Below are 22,585 nucleotides of genomic sequence, written 5' to 3'. Positions count from 1 at the left end.
ACCCTCTGGACATGCGCTGCGATAAACAGAAATTTCTGTCAGAATTCAATATTCACGTATCGTGCAGCGACACCTCAATGCCACCAGCAAAAACAATGTCTGTTCCGTTGTCAAATTTAAAGTAATATGATTAGACCAAAAAGCGGGACGCATGTTGAACGGAACACAGGGCGAGGCCATGCCGGAACAACCGCCATACAAGTCATTTCCATTCCACACGCCGCGCCCCTCTGGGGCGCCACTGGCGCTTGCCGGGCTGCGCATCCTGGATTTCACCCGTTATCTTGCCGGACCCTGGTGCACGCAAACGCTTGCGGATATGGGCGCCGAGGTCATCAAGATAGAAGCGGTTGGAACGGGCGACGAAACGCGAAGTTTCCAGCCGCCGGACGTGGATGGTGAGGCGCCGTATTTCATCGGGCTAAATCGTAACAAGAAAAGCCTCTGCCTCAACCTGGCGAGCCAAGGCGGCGTTTCTGTGGTGATGGACCTTGTCGCCGCGGCCGATGTGATTGTCGAGAATTTCTCGCCCGGGGTCATGTCACGCCTCGGGCTGGATTATGACAGCCTCAAGGCGGTTCGGCCCGACCTGATCTATTGTGCGATCACGGCGTACGGATCCGATAGCAGTTATGCGGGTCAGCCCGGCTTCGACTCGGTTTTTCAGGCCGAAAGCGGGTTTGCATCGCTCACCGGCGAGCCCGACAGGCTTCCGATGCGAACCGGAAGCCCGGTTGTCGACATAGCGACCTCAATGAACGCGACATCGGCCGTCCTTGGCGCACTGGTGGCACGGGAACGGCTGGGCGTCGGACAATATGTCGAGGTTTCGATGTTCGACACGGCGGTCACGCTGCTGGGGTACCAACCGATGAATTACCTTGCCAGTGGAGAAGATCCCGTGCGCCAGGGCAATACGGCGCCGGTTGCCACGCCGATCGGAATGTTCGAGACCGCGGAAGGCGGCGCGATCTATGTAAGTTGCGGCTCCCAGCGATCATGGGTGGCGCTTGCCGAGCACGTGCTCGACCGTCCGGACCTGGTCGAGCACCCGGACTATGCCGACAACCGCGCGCGCAATCGTAACCGCGACGCGCTGATGGGGTTGATCGCGGAAATCTTCCTGTCCCGCCCACGGGATCACTGGTTAAGAAAGGCCTTCGAGGGCCGGGTGCCGATTGGGGCGGTGCGGACAGTGGGAGAGGCGCTGGATGCGCCGCTCGCCCGGGAACGATCCCTGGTGACAAGGATCGCCCGTGACGAAGGCGGCGAGGTGCCCAACATCGCCTCGCCCTTTCGGTTCTCGGAAACTCCAGTCGCCGAACCGGTCCCCGCTCCGCGCCTGAATGCGGACGCGGAAACCGTCCTCAAGGGGATGTTGGGTTACGACGCCGCACGCCTCGACGCGCTATCCGAGAGTGGTGCATTCGATGCGCCGCAAAAGACAGACTGAAGGTTGCTGCCAGCCACCGTTGGCAAATGGGTTGGATTATGGAAAAATGCCCACCCGATCGGTCAGGAGGCCGTGACATGAGCGCACCTTGGGGCCGGCGTTTCGGAAGCGGCCTCAGGCACAGGTCTTGCGCCGTTTTACCTTGCTTGCGTCGACATCGATGACAAGGCGTTTCCGCCCGGCATGCCTTTCTTCGCACACTACCACGCCATATGAAGATTCAGCCGTTTCACGCGAGATGTAGCCGAGGTCGAGATCCTCTTGAATGGCATCGAAGGGGCGATCGTTCGGGTCGCCGAACCCGCCACCACCGGGGGTTGCCGCGAAGAGCGAGTCCCCTGGCATCAGCTTCTGCTTTTCGAGCTTGGAGCGCATCGGCGGTATCTTTTCCTCACCGCCGAGTCCGAGCCGGACGACGCTAGGCGCGGCCGGCCCGCCGCCTGCAATGCCGAATGGCCGGTGATCCTGCCGGTCGCCCAGAACCGAGATGACAAACTCCGACAACGCCCGGAACCGGTATTGCGTGCCGCAGCCGCCGCGGAAGCGCCCCGGCCCGCCGGAATCTTCTCGGAGGGCGAACTCTTCGAATTCAAGGGGGTAGCGGTGTTCGGACGCTTCGATGGACATGAAGTTTGCCATTGAAACGGGTGGGGTTCCGTGGACCAGGCCGTCGCCTTTCGAATGGCCGCCATAACCGCCGGGATAGGGGAAAACCGCGACGAAGTAATCATCGGTATCCGGGTGTTTGCCGCCGGCCGTCACCACGCCCACGGTGCCGAAGGCCGGTGCGGGCGTTCGGTCCGGGATCGCCTGGGCCAACGCGCCGATGACAGTATCGAAGACCCTGCCGATGGGTTCAAGGTAGCCCGAGACCGGTGAGGGGTAGGCGGCCGAGATGACCGAGCCTTCGGTGATGTCGAAACTGGTAGGGCGGAAGGCGCCGCCGTTGACGGGCACGTCCGCGAATATGTGCTTGAGCGCGATGAAGCAGGTCGATTGCGTGGTCGAGCGGGCGAGGTTCAGCGGGCCGCGCGCCGCCGGATCGCTGCCGGTGAAATCGAAATGCAGAGAGCTGTCTTCCACCGTGAGTTTCAGCGCGATCTTGATCGGGGAGTCGACGATGCCGTCATTGTCCATGAAATCCTCGGCGTGGTAGACGCCATTCGGGATTTCGCTGATGTAGCTCCGCATCTGCTGTTCGGAACGGTCGTTCAATTCGCTGATGCATTCGCCCAGCATGTCCTTGCCGTAGCGCTGCACCAGAGCATCCAGCCCGCGCCGGCCGACATGAAAGACATTGGACATCGCGAAGAGGTCGCCCTCGATCTGGGTCGGAAGTCGGACATTGCCGGTAAACATCGAGACAAGCCCTTCGTTGAGCTGGCCTTCGTGATAGAGTCGGACAGGTGGGATGATTATGCCCTCGGTATGGATATCCAGTGCTGCCGGGGCCCAGCCGCCGGGAACACTGCCGCCGATATCCATCCAGTGACCGGTGCTCGCCAGAAGCGCAAAGAGTTCGCCGTTGACGAAATGCGGCGCGACAAGAACCACGTCTTGCAGGTGTGTGCCGCACCGGTACGGATCGTTCAGGATCCATACGTCTCCGGGTTTGAACCCGCCTTTGCCTTCGACATGGGTGATCAGGTTCTGAACCGTGAACTGCATGTTGGCCAGGAATACAGGCAGGCCGAACCGCCCTTGCGCGATGGTCTCGCCACTATTCGGCAGGAAGATGCCATGTGCGCAATCGTTGGTTTCAGAGATGATCGGTGAGATGGCGGCGTGGATCAGGTGGAGGTCCATTTCGTCGGCGATCTGTTCCATCGCTCCGCGTACGACGGCAAGTGTGACGGGATCCATCAGGCGACCTCCACCAGAATGTTTTCAAATGCGTCGATCCGGCCGGACATGCCCGGCTCGATGATAATCGTCGTGTCGGGCTGCTCGACGATGCAGGGACCTTCGATCACGGTGCCCGGGTACAATGTATCGCGCTTGTAGATGGGCGTGTCCCACCATTTCGTGAAATGGACCTGTCGGCGGTCGTATGGCGCGGGCGGCGGCAACCGCGCCGGCTCGGGGAGGGTGCGTTTCTCGTGCTCGCGCTGTCCCTCGACAACCGTGCGAAGGCTGACGATAGTGGTGGAAATTTCCCCGAGCGTGTTGCCGTACTCGGCCCGATAGGCCTCATCGAAGGCGGCGTCGATACGGTTGGTGTCCCAGCCCTTTTCGATCGCGACGCGCAACGCATGAATCTGGCCCCGGTACGCCATCTCGGCGTAGTGACGCACCAGGGTCGTCTTCACGGCAACCCCGCTCTCCTCCAGCTTTCGGCGGCCTTCCAACTCCTGCTCGTTCATCCGGTCGTCGAGCTCGCCGGTTTCGATGTCCGATGTTGCACGGGCCACGGTTTGCGAGACGTCATAGCGCACATCCGCAACAACGCATCCCATGGCACAGAGCACGCCGGGGGCAGGCGGAACGATCATTGTCTTTATGCCGACCTCGCGGATGATTGCGGCCCCGTGCAAAGGCCCTGCGCCGCCGAAGATCACAAGGGCGAAATCCCTTGGGTCGTATCCTCTCTCGATCGACAGGAGCCGTGTGCGCCCCGCCATGTTCTGGTTGACGATCGCCAGTATGGCCTCGGCTGTTTCTTCCACAGACAGCCCCAGTTTGTCGCCAAGCTTGCCGATCGCGGTGCGCGCGGCGTCGACATCGAGTTGGTCGAGGTCCGTGAGCCCGATCGGATCATGCGCATTTATCCGCGCCAGCACGACATTTGCGTCCGTCACCGTGGGCTCGGTGCCACCGAAGCCGAAGCAGACAGGACCGGGTCGTGCCCGGGCGGAGCGCGGACCGACCGTGAGGATGCCCGCGCGATCGACATTGGCGATGGAGCCGCCGCCGGCGCCGATCGTATGCACGTTGATCATCGATACGCGCAGCGGCAGGCGGAAATCCAGGTTCGTTGCCGGCGTAATCTCGGGTTCTCCGTCAATGACGACGGCCACGTCGTAGCTTGTGCCGCCCATGTCGCCGGTGATGGCCCGGTCGAATCCCGCCTCGGAGGCGATCCTCGCGGCCGCGGTCACGCCGGCCGCCGGACCGGACCGGACGATCTGCGCTGCATGCTGACCCAGATGCGAGGCCGGAACCAGGCCGCCGTTCGACTGCATCACGAGGGTCTGGCGATCGAACCCCCAATCGGAAAGCCGCTTGAGTAGTTTTTCCGAATAGCCTTTGATGAGCGGTTGCAGGAAAGCCTGGATTGTCGCCGTGCTGGTGCGTTCGAACTCGTAATACTCGCGATTGATCGAGGCCGAGGTCACGATCTCCCATTCCGGGTTGAACAGCCGCAGAAGTTCGGCGACCCGATCCTCGTTGGCAGGGTTTGCGTAGGAGTGAAGAAAGGACACGACAATGGCGCCGACATCCTCGGCTTTCAGAATTTCAGCCAGCGCCGCCACCTCGGCCTTGTCGACATCTCGCACGACCTCGCCGTTGAAGGTGGTCCGCTCGTCAACCTCCAGCCTCAGGTTGCGGGGAATCAGCGGATTCTGCTTGCCGGTCAATCCGTAGAAATCCGGCCGGTCCCGGCGGCCGAGTTCGAGAACGTCGCGAAACCCTTTTGTTGTGACCAGGCCGCATTTCGCGCCTACCCGCTCGATCACCGCATTCGTCGCGATCGTGGTGCCGTGCAGTATGAGATCCAGATCCTTCGCGGGAACTTCCGCCGCATTCAGGGCGTCTAGCAGGCCGACCGAAGGATCGTGCGGCGTTGACGGGACCTTGCAGATGCGTTCGGCGTGAATACCATCCCGCGAATAGAAGAGATCGGTAAAGGTTCCCCCGACATCGATTCCAACAACGTCTGACACATCCGTCTCCTCTTTCATACGTCTCGCGCGTGATCGGGTGCGGGCCCTCCGGTCAGTCGCTGCCATGTCAAAATTGGCTTTGCCACATCCGGCATGCCGCCGCTGCCACGGCGGCACCAGCTCCTTTCCAGTTACCACGCCGCCAACATTAATCAGCGTGAGAATTTCGGGTCAAGAAGAATGGTCTGATAAATAAATAAAATGAAAAGGTCAGATAATTTATTGACAGGTGAAGCCTTGTTCGCAATGTTTGGTGTGACACGGGTGCAACTTCCGAGAGCGAAATCGAGGAGAGGCGTTTCATATGGACAAATTGGCTGGCGGTGACATGGCGCTTGGTTCCTGGGAGATGCCGGAAGAGTTCCAGATGCTGCGTGAAACCGCACGGCGGTTCATGAAGGAATGGGTCTTGCCCGAAGAAGAGAAGCTGGAATACGACGCTTATACTTTCCCGCCCGATGTGCTGCAGCGGCTTCAGAAAGAAGCAAGAGCGCTTGGCCTGTGGAATGTCCAGACACCTGCAGAACACGGTGGTGCGGGGCTGAATCTCCTGGCCCAGTGTGTCGTAGCGGAAGAGTCTTCTCAGTGCCGCATGGGGGCATACATACCCGCTGGAGGCGCTTTCGGCTTTGATCCGCCCAACATCATCTACAAAGGCACTCCGCAGCAGATTCGCAGATACGCGGACCCGGTCGTTGAAAGCGGCGACAAATGTTTCGTGGCAATTTCCGAACCCTCTGGCGGTTCGGATCCGGCGCGCTCCATCCAGACGCGCGCGGTTCGGGACGGCGACGACTACGTGCTCAACGGTACGAAGGTGTGGATTTCCGGCGCCAGCCAGGCGAAGTGGGGCGTCGTTTTCGCGCGCACGGGGGCCGAAAAGGATCGCGGCAACATCTCCGCGTTCATTGTCGAAACCGACACCCCCGGCCTGACGCTCACGCCCATACCCGTGATCCGCTCCTATTCGCCGTATGAATTGTCTTTCACCGATGTCCGGGTGCCTGCCGAGAACCGGATCGGCGAGGAGGGCGAGGGCTTCAAGCTGGCCGAGACCTGGTTGGTTCATGGTCGCGTTCCTTACGCCGCGGCGACACTCGGTATCGCCGATGCGGCACTGCGGATGGCGATCGAGTGGTCGAAGGAGCGTTATGCCTTCAAGTCCCCGCTGGCCGACAAGCAGGCGATCCAGTGGATGATCGCCGACAGCGAAATCGAGCTCAGGGCGGCCAAGCTGCTCGTCTACCAGGCCGCGTGGCGCGCGGACATGGGGCGCGACATCAAGGTGGACGCATCGATTTGCAAGGTGTTCGCAACCGAGACCGCCGGCCGCATCGTGGATCGCTGCATGCAGATTCATGGCGGTATGGGGGTGGCTTGCGAAGTGCCGCTCGAACGCTGGTACCGCGAAATGCGGATCAAGCGAATCGGCGAAGGGCCATCGGAAGTACACCGGATGGTTGTGGCACGGGATCTCCTTGGCAGCCCCAACCGCCGCGCACAGGGAGGCTGAAACGTGTCTGTCGATTTCACCCTCGACGCTGGCGTTGCCACAATCACCATCAATCGGCCCGAAAAGCTGAATGCAATGGATGCCGAGCATTACAGCGGGCTGTCCGACGCCTGGAAACGGGTTCGTGACGATGACGGGGTCCGCGTTGCCATCATCACCGGCGCGGGTGAACGGTCTTTTACCACCGGTGCCGACATCAAGAGCTTCGTTGGCGCGCCGCCGGGTCTGGAAGAGATGTGGCTGACCCAGAAGGACCAGCTTCTCAACCGAGGTCTTGAGGTATGGAAGCCGGTCATCGCCGCCGTCAACGGCTATTGCCTTGGCGGCGGCATGACCTTGCTGCTCGGAACCGATATTCGCCTCGCGGCGCCGCATGCCACATTTTCGCTTGCGGAGGTCAAGCGCGGCGTGATCGCCGGAAACGGTGGCACGCAGAGGGTTCTGTCGCAGGTGCCGTACGCGATCGGCATGGAAATGCTGCTAACCGGCGAATCCATGGATGCCGAGACGGCCGCGCACTGGGGGCTGGTCAACCGTGTGGTGCCTGCTGAACGGCTGCTGGACGAGGCGCGGAAACTGGCGGCCAGAATAGCCGGCAACGCACCGCTGGCAACTCAGGCCGCCAAGGAACTCGCCGTGCGGGCGCGCGAGATGCCGCTGTCGGCGGGCCTTCGGATGGAGCAGGTTGTCAACCGGCTCCTGATGTTCTCGGAGGATGCAGAGGAAGGGCCGAAAGCGTTTTCAGAAAAGCGGCCGCCCGCATTCAAGGGACGTTGATCATGGCGCAGCGGCTTCCCCTCGACGGCGTGACCGTGATTGACCTGGGCCAGATCTATAACGGGCCTTACGCCACGTTCCTGATGGCGATGGCCGGCGCCCGTGTCATCAAGATAGAGCCGAAGAGCGGCGAGAACATGCGTCGCCGTGGCGAAGTCGGCGGGGCTATGGTGCCGTTCGCGATGCTGAACTCCAACAAGGAATTCGTGACTCTAGACCTGAAATCCCGGGCCGGACACGATATCGCGCTGCGCATGATCGAGCGCGCCGACGTCGTGGTGGAGAATTTCGCCCCGGGTGTCATGGAACGCCTCGAACTGGGCGCGGAAAGGCTGATGGAGGCCAATCCGCGCCTTATCTATGCGGCTGGCACCGGTTATGGCCGGTCCGGCCCCTACCGCGATTTTCCCGCAATGGACCTGACGATCCAGGCCATGTCCGGGATCATGGCCACCACGGGGTATCCTGATCGCCCGCCGGTAAAGGCCGGCCCCGCGGTCGCGGATTTTTTCGGCGGCGTGCACCTGTACGGCGCAATCGCGACCGCGCTTTACGATCGTGAGCGCACCGGGAAGGGCCGATTTGTCGAAGTCTCGATGTACGACTCGGTTTACGCTTCGCTTTCTTCCGCGCTTGGGCTGCATTTCGGCGGCGGTGAGGAGGCGACGCCGCGCACGGGGAACCGGCACTCCGGCATGGCCGAGGCGCCCTACAATGTCTATGAGGCATCAGACGGATACCTTGCACTGATTTGCGTTTCCGAGACTCACTGGGCGTCTCTTCTCAAGGCGATGGGCCGCGAGGACCTAGACGATGACCCGCGACTGGGCAGCTTAAAGGCGCGTGTCGAGAACATCGACTTTGTCGACGAGACGATCACCGCCTGGACGCGTCAGTTCACACGGTCCGAACTTGACGAGAAGCTCAAGGCACACAGGGTGCCCTGTGCTCAGGTCCGCGATCTGGGCGAGGTGGTGCATGACCCGCACATGCATGCGCGCGGCATGCTGCGCGAAGTGCATCACCCGCTTCTGGGCGATCTTGTATTGCCGGCCTCGCCGATGCGCTATGACGGCGAAGCCCGTGAGGATCTCAATCCATCGAAGCAACTTGGGGCCGATAATGCTGCCGTTTACAAGGACTGGCTTGGCCTTGACGAAGAGGAGTTCCAGGAACTCAAGGACACGGGGGCGATCTGATGGGCGCGAATTCGGTCATAGCGGGGATCGGTCAGACGGCCTTTGGCAAGCTCCCGGGGCGTTCGACCGTTTCCATGAACATCGAGGCCTGCGGTAATGCGCTGACTGACGCAGGCGTTGAAAAGGACGCCGTTGACGGCTTGCTTGTCAAGGTTCCCACCTCGCGCGTCGAGATGATGTATGGCCAAACACTGGCGGAGGCGATGGGACTGGAGCCCCGCTTCGGTGGCGTTTTCGATCAGGGTGGGGCTTCCAACATCTCGATGATCGCGTTGGCCTCTATGGCGATCGAGGCGGGCCAGTGCGATGTGGTGCTTGTCTCGCTGGCAGATAATCCCAAGACCGGAACCCGCCAAGCCTACGAGAAATCCTGGGGCGATGCTGCGGATTTCGGGTGGTCCAGCGTTGTCGCGGGGTATGCGCTGATCGCACGGCGTTACGCGCATGAGTTCCCCGGGGCATTCGACCTGTTCCGCGAGATCGCGATCGCGTGTCGCGCCCATGGGGCATCGAACCCGGAAGCACAACTCAAACTGCCGCTCGATGCCGGCAAATATGACAACGCGGCTTGGGTCGTGGAGCCCCTTCGGCGCGACGACTGCTGCTTGATTTCCGATGCCGGCGCGGCGGTGGTGGTGATGTCGCAAAGGCGCGCGCGTGACCTCGGTGTGGCGGCGCCGGTACCGGTGCTGGGCTTCGGACAGGGCAACAGTTCGTCCGACGTGACACTGCGGCATGACCTGACACAGACCCGCGCAGACGTGTCGGCCGAAACCGCCTTCCATATGGCCGGTCTTTCCCCGAAGGACATGGACTGCGCGCAGATATATGACTGCTTCACGATCACGGTTGCCATGACGCTGGAATCCTACGGGTTCGGCACCCGTAGTGAGCTTGCCGATCTCGCGCGTTCCGGGGGCTTCCTGTGCGACGGGGCGTTGCCTCTCAATACATCCGGCGGTCTTCTCAGCGAAACCGGCATGCCGGGGCTGCAATTGGTTCTGGAGGGTGTTCGTCAGATGCGTGGGACCTCGACCAGTCAGGTCAAGGACGCGAAGAAATGCATCGTCAGCAATCAGGGAGGGATCATGCACACGCACTCCACGCTGATCCTCGGCCAATGAACTCTGCCGGACCCCAGACACCGCAAGAGGCCCATGTCGCCGCGCTCGAAGAGGGGCGGCTGACCTTTCAGCGGTGCTCGGATTGCGGTCATGCCTGGTTGCCCGCGCGGCACGAGTGTCCGGCCTGCTGGTCCACGAACCATGATCGCCAGGAGGCCAGCGGCCGGGCGACGGTTGTGAGCTGGGTCGTTTTCCATGTGGCCTTCGACCCGAGGTTCAAGGATCGCGTCCCCTACAACGTGGCGCTTGTCGATCTTGATGAGGGCCCCCGCATGACCACCAACATAATCGAAATTCCTGAAGGCGAAGACATCGTCGGCAGGCGTGTCGCCCTCTGTTTCCAGGAGGACATGGGGCGAAAACTGCCAAGGTTCGAACTGACCTAGCAAACGTTGCCGGGACGAACCGTGGCGTGCGCCCTTCAGAGGGCACCATAGGGAGGAATGACAATGAACAACACATTGACCAGACGTACTCTGATGGGAGCCGCGGTGACGGCCTCCATCTTTGCCGCCGGAGCGGTTTCGGCGCAGGAGACTTTCAAGGTGGGCGCGATCAATCCGTACTCGGGTCCGCTTGCGCTTTACGGTAACGAGGTCACACGTGGCTACGAGTTGGCGGCGGACGCGATCAACGAGAATGGCGGAGTTCTCGGCAAGACAGTCGAGATCGTGAAAGGCAATGCCACGAACCCGCAGGAGGGTATCAGCGCGGTCGAGCAGTTGGCCACCCGGGATAACGTGGACGTCTTGATCGGGACCTATCTCAGCTCCGTTGCCGGCGCCGCGTCGGAAACCGCGCTGAACTACAACAAGCTCTACTGGGATACCAATGCACTGGCATCGGTTCTGACAGAGCGCGGTCTGCCGAACTTCGTGCGGTCCGGTCCCTATTCCGTCAGCTTTGCACAGGTTTCCGTTGACCTGATCCTCGACAGCCTTGCAGGAAAGCTTGGAAAGGCGCCGTCGGATCTCAAGGTCTGGATCGAGCATGAGGAGTCTGTTTACGGTTCCTCGATCGCCGAGTACCAGAAGGAGCAGCTAGAGGAGGCCGGCGTACAGGTCCTCGGCGTTGGCGCACACAGCTACAAGTCAATCGACCTGACCGACTCGGTGCTGCGTGCGAAGGATGCCGAACCCGATATCTGGCTTCAGACGGGCTATGTGCCCGACAGCAATCTCCTGCTGCGCACAGCCGAGAACCAACGCTTCGATCCGCCAGTCAAGGTCTTCGTGGGTACAGGCGATACCAATGAAACACTCGAAGCTCTGGGGGAAGAAGGTGTCGAAGGGCTGCTCGTGGTCTCTTATCCCCGGCCGGATGTGTCCGAGGAATTCGGTCCGGGCTCCGATGCCTATCTTGAGGCTTACCGCGCAAAGTTCGACCAGGATCCGGTCGCCCCTCAGAGCATGGCGGCCTTCGTGGGCATGAAGATAATGGCCGAAACTGTGAACGAGGCCGGCAACGCCGATCCTGCAGCCGTCGCGGAGGCTCTCCCGAAAATGGAGAAACCTGAAGGAACCTACGAGACCGGTTTCGGTGTCGATTTCAACGACAACAAGCAAAACGTGCGCGCCCATCCCACCGTGATCCAATGGCAGGGCGGCAACCAGGTTACGGTGTTCCCGGAAGTGGCAGCCCAGGGATCCCAAATGCTCGGGATTGGAAACTGACCGGTCCTTTCCCGCCGGCAGCGGCGGAACCGCCGCTGCCGGCCCACCTTCAACAACCGGTGAAGAACAATGCTTTCCTTCTTGAACATCGTCATCGTCGGGCTCCTGCTGGGCGGCATTTACGGCCTCGTCAGCATGGGATTGAACCTGATCTTCGGTGTCATCCGCATCGTCAACTTCTCCCAGGGTGAACTGGTGATGCTGGGGATGTACGGGGCTTATCTTTCGTGGTTTTTCCTGGGGCTTGATCCCTATCTCTCCTCGATCATTGTCGTGCCCCTGCTCTTCCTGCTCGGAGTGGTGCTACAGCGCTTCATCCTGCAACCGCTTCAGAATGAGCCATTCATGCAGATCTTTGCGACCTTCGGGCTGCTTATGTTCTTCCAGAACCTCGTTCTCGCGATTACAGGCGGTACGGGATACTCGGTGCGGTCGGCGGCGTCATCGGCTGTCATCACGATGGGCGAGATCAATGTCAGCTTGCCCCGCCTGATTGTGCTGATCGCGGTCATCGTCGTTGCGCTCGGCCTGAACTGGTTCGTAACGCACACCATGCCCGGCAAGGCCGTTCGTGCCGTGACGCAAGACCGACGCTCGGCACGACTGATGGGCATCAACGTCGAATTGGCGTTCATGCTCACCTTCGGTGCGGGCGCGGCGCTGGCCGGGCTGGCCGGTGTAATGCTGGCGCCCATATACACCCTGTCGCCACAGATCGGCGGAAACTTCATACTTGCTGCCTTCGCGGTGGTCGTGCTCGGTGGGTTGGGAAGCGTCTGGGGTGCGTTTTTCGGTGGCTTCATCATTGGTCTCGTAGAAGCCTTCGCCGGCTACTATTTCGACCCTGCGCTCAAGCACGCCATCTGGTTCCTGATTTTCATCATTGTACTGATCGTTCGTCCCGGTGGCCTGTTCGGCATCGCCGGAGCAGAGGAGATGGGGCTTCGTGAGCAAGATTGATCAACAAGAAGCGGGTGCACCGGCCGCGCCGGGCCGCAGCTCGCCGCACGTGACCAGATTGCGCACCGAACTGGGCCGCATCGCCGCGATTGCCGCCGTGTTCGGAGCTGCGATCACCTTCTGGCAAGGTGATCCGTTCATTCTCAACATAATGGCCTACACATTCCTTTTCGGGGCGCTTGCCTCGAGCTGGAATATCATCGGCGGTTTCGGGGGGCAGTTCTCCCTCGGGCACGGGGTTTTCTTCGCCATCGGTGGGTATACCACGGCCAATCTCTATTTCCATTGGCAGATATCGCCTTGGCTGTCGTTGATCCCAGCGATGATTCTAGCGATGCTGGTGGCGGTACTGGTCTCTTGGCCGACATTCCGGCTGAAGGGGCCGTTCTTTGCCATTGCGACGCTCGCGCTGAACGAAGTGGCTCTGGTTCTGGCCAACTATTTCGATACGCTGACGGGTGGCCCGCGGGGAATGATGCTTCCGTTCAATGCTGGCCTGGCCAACATGGTCTTCACGAGTCGCCTGCCTTACGCGGTGCTCATGCTGGGTTTCCTGATCGTTTGTCTCGTGGTCGGCGCCATGGTCCTGAGAAGCCGCCTGGGCTACTATCTTCAGGCTGTGCATATCGACGAGGACGCCGCGCGCGCCGCCGGGATCGACGTTCTGCGGGTCAAACTGTCGGGCATGGCGGTAAGTGCGGCACTGACCGGAATCGGCGGCTCGCTTTTCGCGATGTACCTGCGCTTCGTCGATCCGCCGACCCTTCTGAGCATTCAGGACATTGGTGTGAAATTCCTGCTGATCGCGCTCATCGGTGGTGTCGGAACGCTCTACGGTCCGCTCGCGGGCGCGCTTCTGATCATTCCGCTGGAGTTCCACCTTCGTGCCACACTCGGGGGCATGCTGCCTGGCGCGAACCTGCTGATCCTAGGCGCGCTGCTGGTCATCTTCTCGCTGTTCATGCGGCGCGGCGTGGTCGGGGCTGGACAGGCATTGTGGGCCAGATACCGGAGGACGAAGAATGAATGAGCAGATTATTCTGTCGGTCCAGAACCTGACGATGCATTTCGGCGGGCTCGTGGCGGTGGGGGACATGTCCTTCGACCTGCAGAAGGGCGACCTGTTGTCGATCATCGGGCCGAACGGAGCCGGGAAGACCACCCTCTTCAACCTTCTGACCGGGCAGCTCCAGCCCACTTCCGGCGAGGTGGTGTTTCGCGGCGAAGACATCTCCGCACTGGCACCGCAGGAGCGGGCACAGATCGGGTTTGGCCGTACGTTCCAGATTTCCAAGACGCTCACCTCCCTTACAGCCCTTGAGAACGCGATGGTAGGCGCCTTCCTGCACCGTCGTTCCCTCGCCGAGGCCTCCGAGTACGCCATGGAGATTCTCGACATGGTCGGGCTGGCGCACCGTGCAGACGTGAAGGCAGGCATCCTTACTCTGTCGGAAAGACGCCGGCTGGAAATCGCGCGTGCCCTGGCGTTGGACTGCTCTGTTCTGCTTCTCGACGAGGTCATGGCAGGGCTGAACCAGAAGGAAGTCGAAAGTGTCATCGAACTGGTCCGCAAGCTGCATGCCGACGGTCTTACGGTGTTGGTCATCGAGCATAATCTGAAAGTGGTGCGTGCCTTCGAGAACCGGGTGATCGTCATGGATTTCGGGCAGCTCATCGCCGATGGCACCCCCGAGGAGGTCTTGTCTGACCCCGACGTCATGGAAGCCTATCTGGGGAGGAAATCGGCATGAGTGTTTCCCTGGAAGTCACCGACTTGAACAGCGGCTACGGCGAGGCCAGCGTGTTGGAAGGTGTCAGCTTCAACGCCGAGGCGGGCGAGATCATTGCCGTCGTGGGTGCCAACGGTGCCGGCAAGACAACGCTTCTCAACACCATCGCCGGAGTTGTCCCGCCGCGCTCGGGCAGCATCAAGCTGGGCGACGAAGACATTGCGCGCATTCCGGCCCACAAGCTGCCCTCCAAGGGTCTGACACTCGTGCCGGAGGGCGGCCGGCTCTTTCCGTTCATGACAGTGCGCGAAAACCTCGAGGTTGGCGGATTCTGCAAGCGGGGGACACCCGAGTTCACGCGCGGGCTGGACGAGGTCATGCAGCTTTTCCCGATCCTGGGGAAAAGGCAGAACCAACTCGCCGGGTTGCTCTCGGGTGGTGAGCGGCAGATGTGCGCCGTCGCCCGTGCCGTCATGAGCCAGCCTCAACTGATCATGCTCGACGAGCCGTCGGTCGGTCTCTCTCCCAAACTGGTCCACGAAGTCTTCGAACTCGTCCGATCGCTGGCCGGCAAGAAGGGGCTGACAGTGCTGCTGGTCGAACAGAACGTCGCCGAGGCGCTGGAGGTGTCGGACCGGGCCTACGTTCTCGATCACGGCCAGATCGTGCGCGCCGCGCCGTCGTCAGAACTGGCGGATGATCCGGCGATCCGGGCCGCATACATGGGACTGTGAACATGACCGATGATCCTGCAGCCCCGGTTGCCCTTGTTTCGGGTGCCGCAACCGGTGTCGGCGCCGCGACCGCGCTTTTGTTGGCGTCGCGCGGTTGCCGGGTTTTGATCAATTACCGTAGCAGCGCCGAGGAAGCCGAAACTGTCGCCGCCGCCTGCCGGGAGGCGGGATCCCGGGCCTGGACGGTGAAGGGCGATGTTGCGGGCGACGAAGATTGCCGCGCCATGGTGGCCCGCGCCGTCGAGGTGGGCGGTCGGCTTGACGTGTTGATCTGTAGTGCCGGTATGACGCAGTTCACCCGGCTCAGCGACCTCGAGGCCCAGAATGCCGAGGATTTCCAGCGCGTATTTGCGGTCAATACTCTGGGACCTTACCAGTTGGCGCGTGCAGCGGCACCACACCTCGTCCGCTCCGGTGCCGGATCGGTCGTCAACATTTCATCGATTGCAGGACAGAATGGCAACGGCTCTTCGCTGGCTTATATCGCCTCCAAGGGCGCCCTCAACAGCCTTACCCTCGCACTTGCCCGCATACTGGCGCCCAACGTGCGCGTGAACGCGGTGCTGCCAGGGATGATCGCCTCGGGATGGTTCCTCAATGGAATGACCCAGGACGCCTACGAGGAAGTGCGAGACAATTTTGCAGCCGCCTCCGCGCTCGAAACGGTTTCGAAGCCCGATGACATTGCTGATGCGGCCGTATTTCTGGCGCTGGATGCAAGGATGATGACGGGCCAGATGATGACCGTCGACGCCGGATTTGCCCTCGGCCGCGCAGTCCGGGTTTCTCGATAGTGCGCAGAATGGAGGTAAAGCAGGATCTGGTAGGCGCGTCGGACTCGCATGGCCTTCGCACGACGAGATCCGCAACGCTGATTCTTCAGCATACGGAGTTGTTGGCGCAGGCTGACACGGTTACTCCTGTGTGCGAGCAATCAAAGCCTGCCTTGCTATTTGAACGAATGCGTCGATCGCCGTTTTCCGATGACCGGAGACGGCGATGTCGTGCGGCACCAGATGACGGGAAGGAAGCAAGTCATGAAGGCAATTCTGAGCGAGGCCCCCGGAGGCCCCGAAACACTGACCCTGCGGGATCTACCCGTCCCCGAACCCGTTGCCGGCGAGGTGCGTGTGGCCGTCTCGGCAGTCGGGGTGAACTTCCCTGACACTCTCATCATCCAGGACAAGTACCAGTTCCGGCCCGACAGGCCTTTCGCCCCGGGGGCCGAATTTGCCGGAGTGATAGACGCGGTGGGCGAGGGCGTGGACGGGTTTGCCCCGGGTGACCGGGTCATGGCGCTGCCGATGTGGGGCGCCATGGCGGAGCATGTCTGCCTGCCCGCCGCCGAGTGCCATCGTCTTCCTGACGCTGTAAGTGACGAGGCCGCTGCGGCGTTGCAGATGACTTATGGCACGGCGCTTTATGCCCTCGAAAGCCGGGGTGACCTCGTGGCCGGTGAAACGGTGGTGGTGCTGGGCGCTGCCGGCGGTGTCGGTCTTGCGGCGGTCGAACTGGCACACGCGCTTTGCGCGAGGGTCGTCGCCTGCGCTAGCACCGAGGAGAAGGTGGGCCTGGCCCGCGGGCATGGCGCGACCGAGGGGATCGTTTATTCCTCGGGTGAAATGGACCGCGAGGCCCAGAAGGCTTTTGGGGGGCAACTCAAACAGGTTGTCGGTGAAAATGGGGCCGATATTGTGCTGGACGCGGTTGGCGGGGGCTACACCGAACCCGCCCTGCGCTGCATGGGGTGGGGCGGGCGGCTTCTGATCGTCGGCTTTCCGGCCGGGATCGCGCAGATCCCGGCGAACCTCCCGCTGCTCAAATCCTGTGATATCCGCGGCATTTTCTGGGGGGCAGCGATCAAGCGCGATCCGGCCGCCCACGCCGCCGCAATGGACCGGCTTCTGGCGTTGGTCGCGGACGGACGGATCGCCCCGCATATCCATGCGCGCTATCGGCTCGACAGCGCCGGCGAGGCAATCGCGGCGCTGTCTGCGCGCGGGGTCACCGGCAAGGTGTTGGTGACCCCATGAGCCGTTACGACGATCTGATGGCACTGGAGTTCCCCGAAACCGTGCAGCACCTTACACGCCGGGACACGATCCTGTATGCCCTCGGTGTGGGTGCGGAGGAACTTGATCTTGTGATCGAAGATCGACTGAGGCCGATTCCGTCGATGGCGGTTACGCTTGCTTATCCGGGCTTTTGGTACCGCGACCTGCGGACCGGGCTGGATCATGCCCGTGTCGTACATGCTGCGGAACGATTCACGCTTCATCGGCCCCTGCCGGTGGAAGGAGAGTTGTGCGCCCGGCCGCGCATCACCGCGATTCATGACAAGGGCGCAGGGCGGGGCGCGTTGATCGAAAGCACGCGGACGATCACGGACGTGCAGGGGCGAGATGTCGCGACGGTCGTGCAGACGGCTTTCTGTCTGGCCGATGGTGGGCTGGGTGGGCCGCAGGTGCCGCCACCGGCCCCCGAACCGATGCCGGACCGGGCGCCCGACATGCGGGTGCAGGTGCCGACCGATCCGCGCGCGGCTCTGATTTATCGTTTGTCGGGAGATCCGAATCCGCTGCATTACGATCCGGCGGCTGCTCGCCGCGCCGGGTTTGACGGGCCGGTGCTTCATGGTCTGGCCAGCATGGGACATGTCTGCCGCCTGCTATGCCCGGATGAAATGGACCGGATCGTTGAGATGGAGTGCCGCTTCACCGGTTTCGTCCGCCCCGGAGAGAGGCTTCGAGTGGACCGCTGGGATACGCCGGAGGGCTATCGTTTTAGCGCGACCGTCGAGGGCCGGCGCGCCCTTGATGCGGGGCGGATACGGCTCGCTCCCGGGCCCGGGAACGACATCGCGGCGGCCTTGGAGAGCACGAAACTGGAAAGGGGCATGTGATGAACGAAACGATCGAAGTGACGAAAGAGGGGCGCGTGACGGTGATCCGGCTGAACCGTCCCGATCAACTGAACGCGCTCAACGCGAAGCTCGCGCAGGAAGTGGTCGCGGCGGCGGAAGCGGCGGCCCGGGATGAAGCCGTGGGCTGCATCCTCCTGTCTGGCAGCGAGAAGGTCTTCGCCGCAGGGGCCGACATTGCGGAAATGTCGGCGATGAGCGCCGATGACGTTGTGGAGCGCGATTTCTTCTCGATCTGGGAACGTTTCGCGCAGGTCCGCACCCCGAAAGTGGCGGCCGTCAACGGTTACGCGCTTGGCGGTGGCTGCGAAATCATGATGATGTGCGATTTCGCCATCGCGGGGCAGGGAGCCCGGTTCGGCCAGCCGGAAATCAAGCTGGGCATCATCGCGGGGATGGGCGGCACTCAGAGGATGACCAGAATGATCGGCCGGGCGCGTTCTGCCGATCTGCACCTGACAGGTCGGCTGATGGATGCCGACGAGGCGCTTGCCTCTGGGCTGGTGGCGCGCGTCGTCCCGGATGAAAAGGTATTGGAAACCGCTATGGAGGCGGCACACACCATCGCCGGGCAGTCCCGGCAGGCCGCACGTATCGCGCGCGAGGCTGTCGCACGAGCCGAGGAAAGCCCGCTTTCCGAGGGGCTGTTGTTCGAACGCCGGGCATTCCAGGCGCTCTTCGCACGTCCTGATCGCGAGGAGGGCATGGCCGCCTTCCTTGAAAAACGCAAACCGCGGTTTCACCGCGACTGAACTGGGAGAATCAAATGCAGATTGACGGATTGGCGGCGATCGTGACCGGCGGGGCTTCCGGCCTCGGCGGCGCGGCCGTGGACATGCTTGCGCAGGCGGGCGCGAGAATAACGATCTTCGACATGAACGAAGAAGCCGGTGAGGCAAAAGCGCGGCAGACGGGCGCGGCATTCATCAAATTGGACGTGACCGACGAGGCGGCTGTCGAGGCCGCCATCGCCAAGGCCGAAGGAATGCATGGCAAGGCGCGGATCCTTGTCAATTGCGCCGGAATCGGCCCGCCGGGGAAGGTCGTCTCGCGCGATGGCGCGGCAATGCCGCTGGCGGAATTTTCAAAGGTCGTGCAAATCAACCTGATTGGCACATTCAACGTGCTGTCGAAATTTGCCGCTGCCCTGCATGGCGCGGACCGGCTCGGCGAGGAGGGGGGTGTAATCATCAACACCGCCTCGGTCGCGGCCTTCGAAGGCCAGATCGGACAGGCCGCCTACTCGGCTTCGAAAGGCGGCGTGGCCGGGCTGACGCTGCCGGTGGCACGTGAACTCGCACGCCACGGCATTCGTGTGATGACCATCGCGCCCGGCCTTTTCCTGACGCCGATGCTCGAGGGATTGCCACAGGAGGCGCAGGACAGCCTCGGTGCGCAGGTTCCCTTTCCCAACCGGCTGGGTGCCCCGGCCGAATTCGCGGCGCTGGTGGCGTCGATAATCGACAACCCAATGCTGAATGGCGAGACGATCCGCCTGGACGGCGCAATCAGGATGGCACCAAAATGACCCATGCCCTCGACAATACCCGAATCTCCGACCGCGCCCTCGAGATTGCCGCGCGGGTCGAAACCTTCGTTCGAGAGACCGTCGCGCCCCATGAGAAGGATCCGCGCTGCGGCGAGCACGGGCCGTCCGAGGAGCTGGTGAAGGAATTGCGCGGCCTGGCGCGCGATTCGGGCGTGATGACGCCGCATATTCCCTCCGATGGGGATCACCTGACACACCTTGAAACGGCGGCGGTACTGATCCGCTCGGGCCTGTCACCGTTGGGCCCTGTCGCGGTCAACACGAACGCGCCGGATGAGGGCAATATGTTCCTGCTGGGGCAGGTGGCTTCACCGGAGATGAAGGATCGTTTCCTCAAGCCGCTGGTGCGCGGCGAGATGCGGTCGGCCTTCTTCATGACCGAACCCGCCGAGGAGAACGGGGCCGGCTCGGACCCGATGATGATGCGGACGACCTGCCGGCCCGATGGCAACCATTGGGTGATAGATGGACGCAAGACCTACATCACGGGGGCCGAGGGTGCAGGGCTTGGCATCGTGATGGCCAAATCCGAGGACGGCGCCTGCATGTTTCTCGTCGATCTGCCGGACCCCGCCATTCGGACGGAAAGGGTCATGGACACAATTGACAGTTCGATGCCCGGCGGCCATGCCGAGATCACCATCGACAACCTGCGCGTGCCCGCCGATCGCATGCTTGGCGAAAGCGGTGAGGGATTTCGTTATGCCCAGGTGCGGCTGGCGCCGGCCCGCCTGACCCATTGCATGCGCTGGCTCGGGGCTTGCCTGCGCGCCCACGAGATCGCGACAGACTATGCCAACCGGCGCATGGCCTTCGGCAAGCCGCTTATCGATCACGAGGGTGTCGGCTTCATGTTGGCAGAGAACCAGATCGACCTGCGGCAGGCGGAGCAGATGATCTATTGGTGCGCCGAGGTTCTGGATACAGGGGCGCAGGGCACCGCGGAAAGTTCGATGACCAAGGTCGCCGTTTCCGAGGCGCTGATGCGCATTGCCGACCGTTGCGTGCAGGTGATGGGCGGACGCGGTGTGACAAGAGACAGCATCGTGGAGCAGGTCTTCCGCGAAATTCGTGCTTTCCGGATCTACGACGGTCCCACCGAGGTGCACAAGTGGAGCCTGGCCAAGCGGATCAAGCGCGGCTGGACCAAGGCGCAGGAGGGGACTTGAGCGGACCGGCGAGACCGCCAAAGCCGGCAACGCAACGTCAAACCCCGAGGGAGAGCTCGCCAGACGGGCTTGGCCGGCTTCGGATTGATTGCCGAAGCCGGCCGACACCCGAAACCAGCGTAACGTTTGGTGCAATCAGCCAGTTTTCTGAGAGAACCCCGTGTGCCGGAATGAAAGCCGCGCCAGAACACTCGGGCCCGGATGCAGCCGTGACACGTTACAGGATCATGCGCTCACTTTTGCTGCTCATCCGGCGAATGCTCATCCGTGGATGGCTCGGGGGCGGTGGCAGCGCCCGATGGCGTGGCGGATTGGAACCGCATTCCGCGGCGCCTTGCCCCGCGCGATCTTGCGGCACCGACGGGTGCCGGCACCGATAGGAATTCGGCAAGGTCGAATTGTGGCTTCATGGAAAACATGGTCATTGAATGGTGCCTTTCTCTGGCGAAGAATGTCCCGCCACTGGTAATGATATGGGGCCGCGGAGTCGCTTTTGTAAGATGTGCATTCCAGACGAGGACATGAAGGGTTTGCCGGCTCCGGCAGGTCTGCATCCCCCTCAGGCTTCGAGAGCGTTTCGGGGTGTTTGCCGTTGTCGGACCTGACGTCGCCATGCGCGGCCGGATCATGTTTCGCGTTGGCCGGGGATCACAACCGCCCGAGAAGGCCCTGTGTCGGCCAGGCATCGGCGGGTAGTCCCAATCTTTGCTGCATGTCCTGAACCGCCGCGCGGGTTCCGGCGCCGAGGATACCGTCGATCTTTCCGACGTCATAACCGCGCGCCTGCAACTTGCGCTGAAGCTGTTTCATCTGTGGCCCGCTCAGGCCCGGCGCGGGATTGCCCGCGTCGAAAACCGGCGCCCCTTCCAGCCTGTTGGCGAAATAGGCAGCGGTCAGGACATATGTGAAGCTCTGGTTCCATTCGAAGAATACACGGAAATTGGGATAGGCGATGAAGGCCGGCCCGCGATGCCCCTCGGGCAGGATGATGTTGGCGGGCAGGTGTCCGGTTATCGATCCGTGCCGCGGGCGCACTCCTCGCCGTTCCCAGTCAGATGCGGTCATCGTTGTTCGCAGTCCCGTCCTCGACCAGTCCAGATCGGCGGGCACGATAACCTCCTGTAGCCAGGGTTCGCCCGCGCGCCAGCCCAGATCGCGCAGCATGTTTGCGCCCGACATCAGCGCATCCACTGCCGAGGTCTTCAGCGAAACCTTTCCATCTCCGTCCCCGTCGATGCCGTTGGTCAGGATATCCTCGGGCAGCATCTGCACCATGCCGATCTCGCCCGCCCAGGCTCCGGTCGTGTTGGCAGGGCTGAAATTGCCCCGTTCGTAAAGTTCCAGCGCGGCGAAGACCTGCGGCCGGAAAAGCTGTGGCCGCCGGCAGTCATGCGAGAGTGTCACCAGCGCATTCAGAGTGTTGAAATTGCCCTGAAAACCGCCGAAATCCGTTTCGAACGCCCAGAATGCCAGAAGAACACCACGGCTGACGCCATATTCGCGCTCGATCCGGTCAAACACCGGCGCGTACTGATCGGCCTTCGCGCGCCCGGTATTGAGGCGGTTGGGGCTTATCAGGTGGCGGGCGAATTCCGTGAATGACTTCCGGAACACACCTTGCCGGCGATCAGCCTGGATCACCGCCGGATCACGCTGCACCGGGGCGAAGAACCTGTTGACGGTGCTGCTGGCATGGCCGCGTGAAATGGCCTCCTGTTTCAAGTCCTCTACAAAACTCCGGAAATTGCCACCGCAGGCGGGTTGTGCCTGTGCGGGCGTGGCGGTCTGCATAGCGCATGCGAGCGCGGCAGCGAAACTGATCAAACGCATGAAACCCTCATTTCGAAAAGTCTTCGGCACGACATTAATTCGGCAGAGCATGGCTTGGAAAGGGTTTTCG

The 22,585-nt window shown here is 62.1% G+C and carries 20 protein-coding genes; 17 read left to right on the top strand and 3 right to left on the bottom strand.

All coding sequences use genetic code 11. The features are described 5' to 3' along the window. Window positions 1-151 precede the first annotated feature (151 nt). The gene (locus DQW77_RS11430) at window positions 152-1,453 is read left to right on the top strand and encodes a CaiB/BaiF CoA-transferase family protein (RefSeq protein ID WP_113258357.1); all 1,302 of its coding nucleotides are present in this window, start codon (window positions 152-154) and stop codon (window positions 1,451-1,453) included. Window positions 1,454-1,567: 114 nt separating this feature from the next. Here DQW77_RS11430 and DQW77_RS11425 read toward each other — a convergent pair whose 3' ends face one another. Beyond that, window positions 1,568-3,316 carry a hydantoinase B/oxoprolinase family protein gene (locus DQW77_RS11425; protein WP_113258356.1) on the bottom strand — a complete coding sequence of 583 codons (1,749 nt, stop codon included), beginning with the start codon at window positions 3,314-3,316 and terminating at the stop codon, window positions 1,568-1,570. Next, complete coding sequence (locus DQW77_RS11420; RefSeq protein WP_181711248.1) at window positions 3,316-5,337, bottom strand: hydantoinase/oxoprolinase family protein; 2,022 nt, start codon at window positions 5,335-5,337, stop codon at window positions 3,316-3,318. The genes DQW77_RS11425 and DQW77_RS11420 overlap by 1 nt, the downstream gene beginning before the upstream one ends. Before the next feature lie 304 nt (window positions 5,338-5,641). Between DQW77_RS11420 and DQW77_RS11415 the strand changes: the two genes are divergently transcribed. The 16 genes from DQW77_RS11415 to DQW77_RS11340 all read left to right on the top strand — a co-directional run bounded on the left by DQW77_RS11415 (window position 5,642) and on the right by DQW77_RS11340 (window position 20,685). Continuing rightward, a complete protein-coding gene (locus DQW77_RS11415; RefSeq protein WP_258523839.1) occupies window positions 5,642-6,850 on the top strand; it encodes an acyl-CoA dehydrogenase family protein in 1,209 nt (402 codons plus the stop codon). Window positions 6,851-6,853: 3 nt separating this feature from the next. Then, window positions 6,854-7,627: an enoyl-CoA hydratase/isomerase family protein gene (locus tag DQW77_RS11410; RefSeq protein WP_113258354.1), complete on the top strand. Its 774-nt coding sequence runs from the start codon at window positions 6,854-6,856 to the stop codon at window positions 7,625-7,627. 2 nt (window positions 7,628-7,629) lie between these two features. Then, complete coding sequence (locus tag DQW77_RS11405; protein WP_113258353.1) at window positions 7,630-8,826, top strand: CaiB/BaiF CoA-transferase family protein; 1,197 nt, start codon at window positions 7,630-7,632, stop codon at window positions 8,824-8,826. Further along, complete coding sequence (locus DQW77_RS11400; protein ID WP_113258352.1) at window positions 8,826-9,950, top strand: thiolase family protein; 1,125 nt, start codon at window positions 8,826-8,828, stop codon at window positions 9,948-9,950. The genes DQW77_RS11405 and DQW77_RS11400 overlap by 1 nt, the downstream gene beginning before the upstream one ends. Next, window positions 9,947-10,336 (top strand): Zn-ribbon domain-containing OB-fold protein, encoded by a 390-nt coding sequence (locus DQW77_RS11395; protein WP_181711247.1) that lies wholly within the window; start codon window positions 9,947-9,949, stop codon window positions 10,334-10,336. Before DQW77_RS11400 ends, DQW77_RS11395 begins: the two co-directional genes overlap by 4 nt. A 63-nt stretch (window positions 10,337-10,399) precedes the next feature. Next, the gene (locus tag DQW77_RS11390) at window positions 10,400-11,623 is read left to right on the top strand and encodes an ABC transporter substrate-binding protein (protein WP_181711246.1); all 1,224 of its coding nucleotides are present in this window, start codon (window positions 10,400-10,402) and stop codon (window positions 11,621-11,623) included. Between the two features lie 69 nt (window positions 11,624-11,692). Beyond that, window positions 11,693-12,583 carry a branched-chain amino acid ABC transporter permease gene (locus DQW77_RS11385; RefSeq protein ID WP_113258349.1) on the top strand — a complete coding sequence of 297 codons (891 nt, stop codon included), beginning with the start codon at window positions 11,693-11,695 and terminating at the stop codon, window positions 12,581-12,583. Continuing rightward, a complete protein-coding gene (locus DQW77_RS11380; protein WP_113258348.1) occupies window positions 12,570-13,613 on the top strand; it encodes a branched-chain amino acid ABC transporter permease in 1,044 nt (347 codons plus the stop codon). Before DQW77_RS11385 ends, DQW77_RS11380 begins: the two co-directional genes overlap by 14 nt. Next, complete coding sequence (locus DQW77_RS11375; RefSeq protein WP_113258347.1) at window positions 13,606-14,334, top strand: ABC transporter ATP-binding protein; 729 nt, start codon at window positions 13,606-13,608, stop codon at window positions 14,332-14,334. The genes DQW77_RS11380 and DQW77_RS11375 overlap by 8 nt, the downstream gene beginning before the upstream one ends. Beyond that, complete coding sequence (locus DQW77_RS11370; protein ID WP_113258346.1) at window positions 14,331-15,047, top strand: ABC transporter ATP-binding protein; 717 nt, start codon at window positions 14,331-14,333, stop codon at window positions 15,045-15,047. Before DQW77_RS11375 ends, DQW77_RS11370 begins: the two co-directional genes overlap by 4 nt. 2 nt (window positions 15,048-15,049) lie before the next feature. Continuing rightward, the gene (locus DQW77_RS11365; RefSeq protein WP_113258345.1) at window positions 15,050-15,841 is read left to right on the top strand and encodes an SDR family NAD(P)-dependent oxidoreductase; all 792 of its coding nucleotides are present in this window, start codon (window positions 15,050-15,052) and stop codon (window positions 15,839-15,841) included. A 243-nt stretch (window positions 15,842-16,084) separates the two neighbouring features. After that, complete coding sequence (locus DQW77_RS11360) at window positions 16,085-17,080, top strand: NADPH:quinone oxidoreductase family protein (RefSeq protein WP_113258380.1); 996 nt, start codon at window positions 16,085-16,087, stop codon at window positions 17,078-17,080. Further along, window positions 17,077-17,949, top strand: a complete 873-nt coding sequence (locus DQW77_RS11355; protein ID WP_113258344.1) for a MaoC/PaaZ C-terminal domain-containing protein — start codon at window positions 17,077-17,079, stop codon at window positions 17,947-17,949. The genes DQW77_RS11360 and DQW77_RS11355 overlap by 4 nt, the downstream gene beginning before the upstream one ends. Next, a complete protein-coding gene (locus DQW77_RS11350; RefSeq protein ID WP_113258343.1) occupies window positions 17,949-18,719 on the top strand; it encodes an enoyl-CoA hydratase-related protein in 771 nt (256 codons plus the stop codon). The genes DQW77_RS11355 and DQW77_RS11350 overlap by 1 nt, the downstream gene beginning before the upstream one ends. A 14-nt stretch (window positions 18,720-18,733) precedes the next feature. Next, a complete protein-coding gene (locus DQW77_RS11345; RefSeq protein ID WP_113258342.1) occupies window positions 18,734-19,495 on the top strand; it encodes an SDR family NAD(P)-dependent oxidoreductase in 762 nt (253 codons plus the stop codon). After that, the gene (locus tag DQW77_RS11340) at window positions 19,492-20,685 is read left to right on the top strand and encodes an acyl-CoA dehydrogenase family protein (RefSeq protein WP_113258341.1); all 1,194 of its coding nucleotides are present in this window, start codon (window positions 19,492-19,494) and stop codon (window positions 20,683-20,685) included. Before DQW77_RS11345 ends, DQW77_RS11340 begins: the two co-directional genes overlap by 4 nt. A gap of 648 nt (window positions 20,686-21,333) precedes the next feature. Here the strand turns inward: DQW77_RS11340 and DQW77_RS11330 are convergent. Then, complete coding sequence (locus DQW77_RS11330; RefSeq protein WP_113258339.1) at window positions 21,334-22,515, bottom strand: lytic murein transglycosylase; 1,182 nt, start codon at window positions 22,513-22,515, stop codon at window positions 21,334-21,336. Between the last annotated feature and the right edge of the window lie 70 nt (window positions 22,516-22,585).

The organism is Roseovarius sp. TE539 (assembly GCF_003298505.1).
GTDB lineage: Bacteria > Pseudomonadota > Alphaproteobacteria > Rhodobacterales > Rhodobacteraceae > Roseovarius.
This window is presented reverse-complemented; position numbering and strand designations above follow the sequence as displayed.

Bases quoted from the DNA above. Each gene is read 5' to 3' on its own strand.
- DQW77_RS11390 (WP_181711246.1), top strand. From the start codon at position 10,400: ATGAACAACACATTGACCAGACGTACTCTGATGGGAGCCGCGGTGACG.
- DQW77_RS11430 (WP_113258357.1), top strand. From the start codon at position 152: ATGTTGAACGGAACACAGGGCGAGGCCATGCCGGAACAACCGCCATAC.
- DQW77_RS11425 (WP_113258356.1), bottom strand. From the start codon at position 3,316: ATGGATCCCGTCACACTTGCCGTCGTACGCGGAGCGATGGAACAGATC.
- DQW77_RS11340 (WP_113258341.1), top strand. From the start codon at position 19,492: ATGACCCATGCCCTCGACAATACCCGAATCTCCGACCGCGCCCTCGAG.
- DQW77_RS11355 (WP_113258344.1), top strand. From the start codon at position 17,077: ATGAGCCGTTACGACGATCTGATGGCACTGGAGTTCCCCGAAACCGTG.
- DQW77_RS11375 (WP_113258347.1), top strand. From the start codon at position 13,606: ATGAATGAGCAGATTATTCTGTCGGTCCAGAACCTGACGATGCATTTC.
- DQW77_RS11370 (WP_113258346.1), top strand. From the start codon at position 14,331: ATGAGTGTTTCCCTGGAAGTCACCGACTTGAACAGCGGCTACGGCGAG.
- DQW77_RS11350 (WP_113258343.1), top strand. From the start codon at position 17,949: ATGAACGAAACGATCGAAGTGACGAAAGAGGGGCGCGTGACGGTGATC.
- DQW77_RS11330 (WP_113258339.1), bottom strand. From the start codon at position 22,515: ATGCGTTTGATCAGTTTCGCTGCCGCGCTCGCATGCGCTATGCAGACC.
- DQW77_RS11345 (WP_113258342.1), top strand. From the start codon at position 18,734: ATGCAGATTGACGGATTGGCGGCGATCGTGACCGGCGGGGCTTCCGGC.
- DQW77_RS11360 (WP_113258380.1), top strand. From the start codon at position 16,085: ATGAAGGCAATTCTGAGCGAGGCCCCCGGAGGCCCCGAAACACTGACC.
- DQW77_RS11395 (WP_181711247.1), top strand. From the start codon at position 9,947: ATGAACTCTGCCGGACCCCAGACACCGCAAGAGGCCCATGTCGCCGCG.
- DQW77_RS11415 (WP_258523839.1), top strand. From the start codon at position 5,642: ATGGACAAATTGGCTGGCGGTGACATGGCGCTTGGTTCCTGGGAGATG.
- DQW77_RS11405 (WP_113258353.1), top strand. From the start codon at position 7,630: ATGGCGCAGCGGCTTCCCCTCGACGGCGTGACCGTGATTGACCTGGGC.
- DQW77_RS11400 (WP_113258352.1), top strand. From the start codon at position 8,826: ATGGGCGCGAATTCGGTCATAGCGGGGATCGGTCAGACGGCCTTTGGC.
- DQW77_RS11365 (WP_113258345.1), top strand. From the start codon at position 15,050: ATGACCGATGATCCTGCAGCCCCGGTTGCCCTTGTTTCGGGTGCCGCA.
- DQW77_RS11385 (WP_113258349.1), top strand. From the start codon at position 11,693: ATGCTTTCCTTCTTGAACATCGTCATCGTCGGGCTCCTGCTGGGCGGC.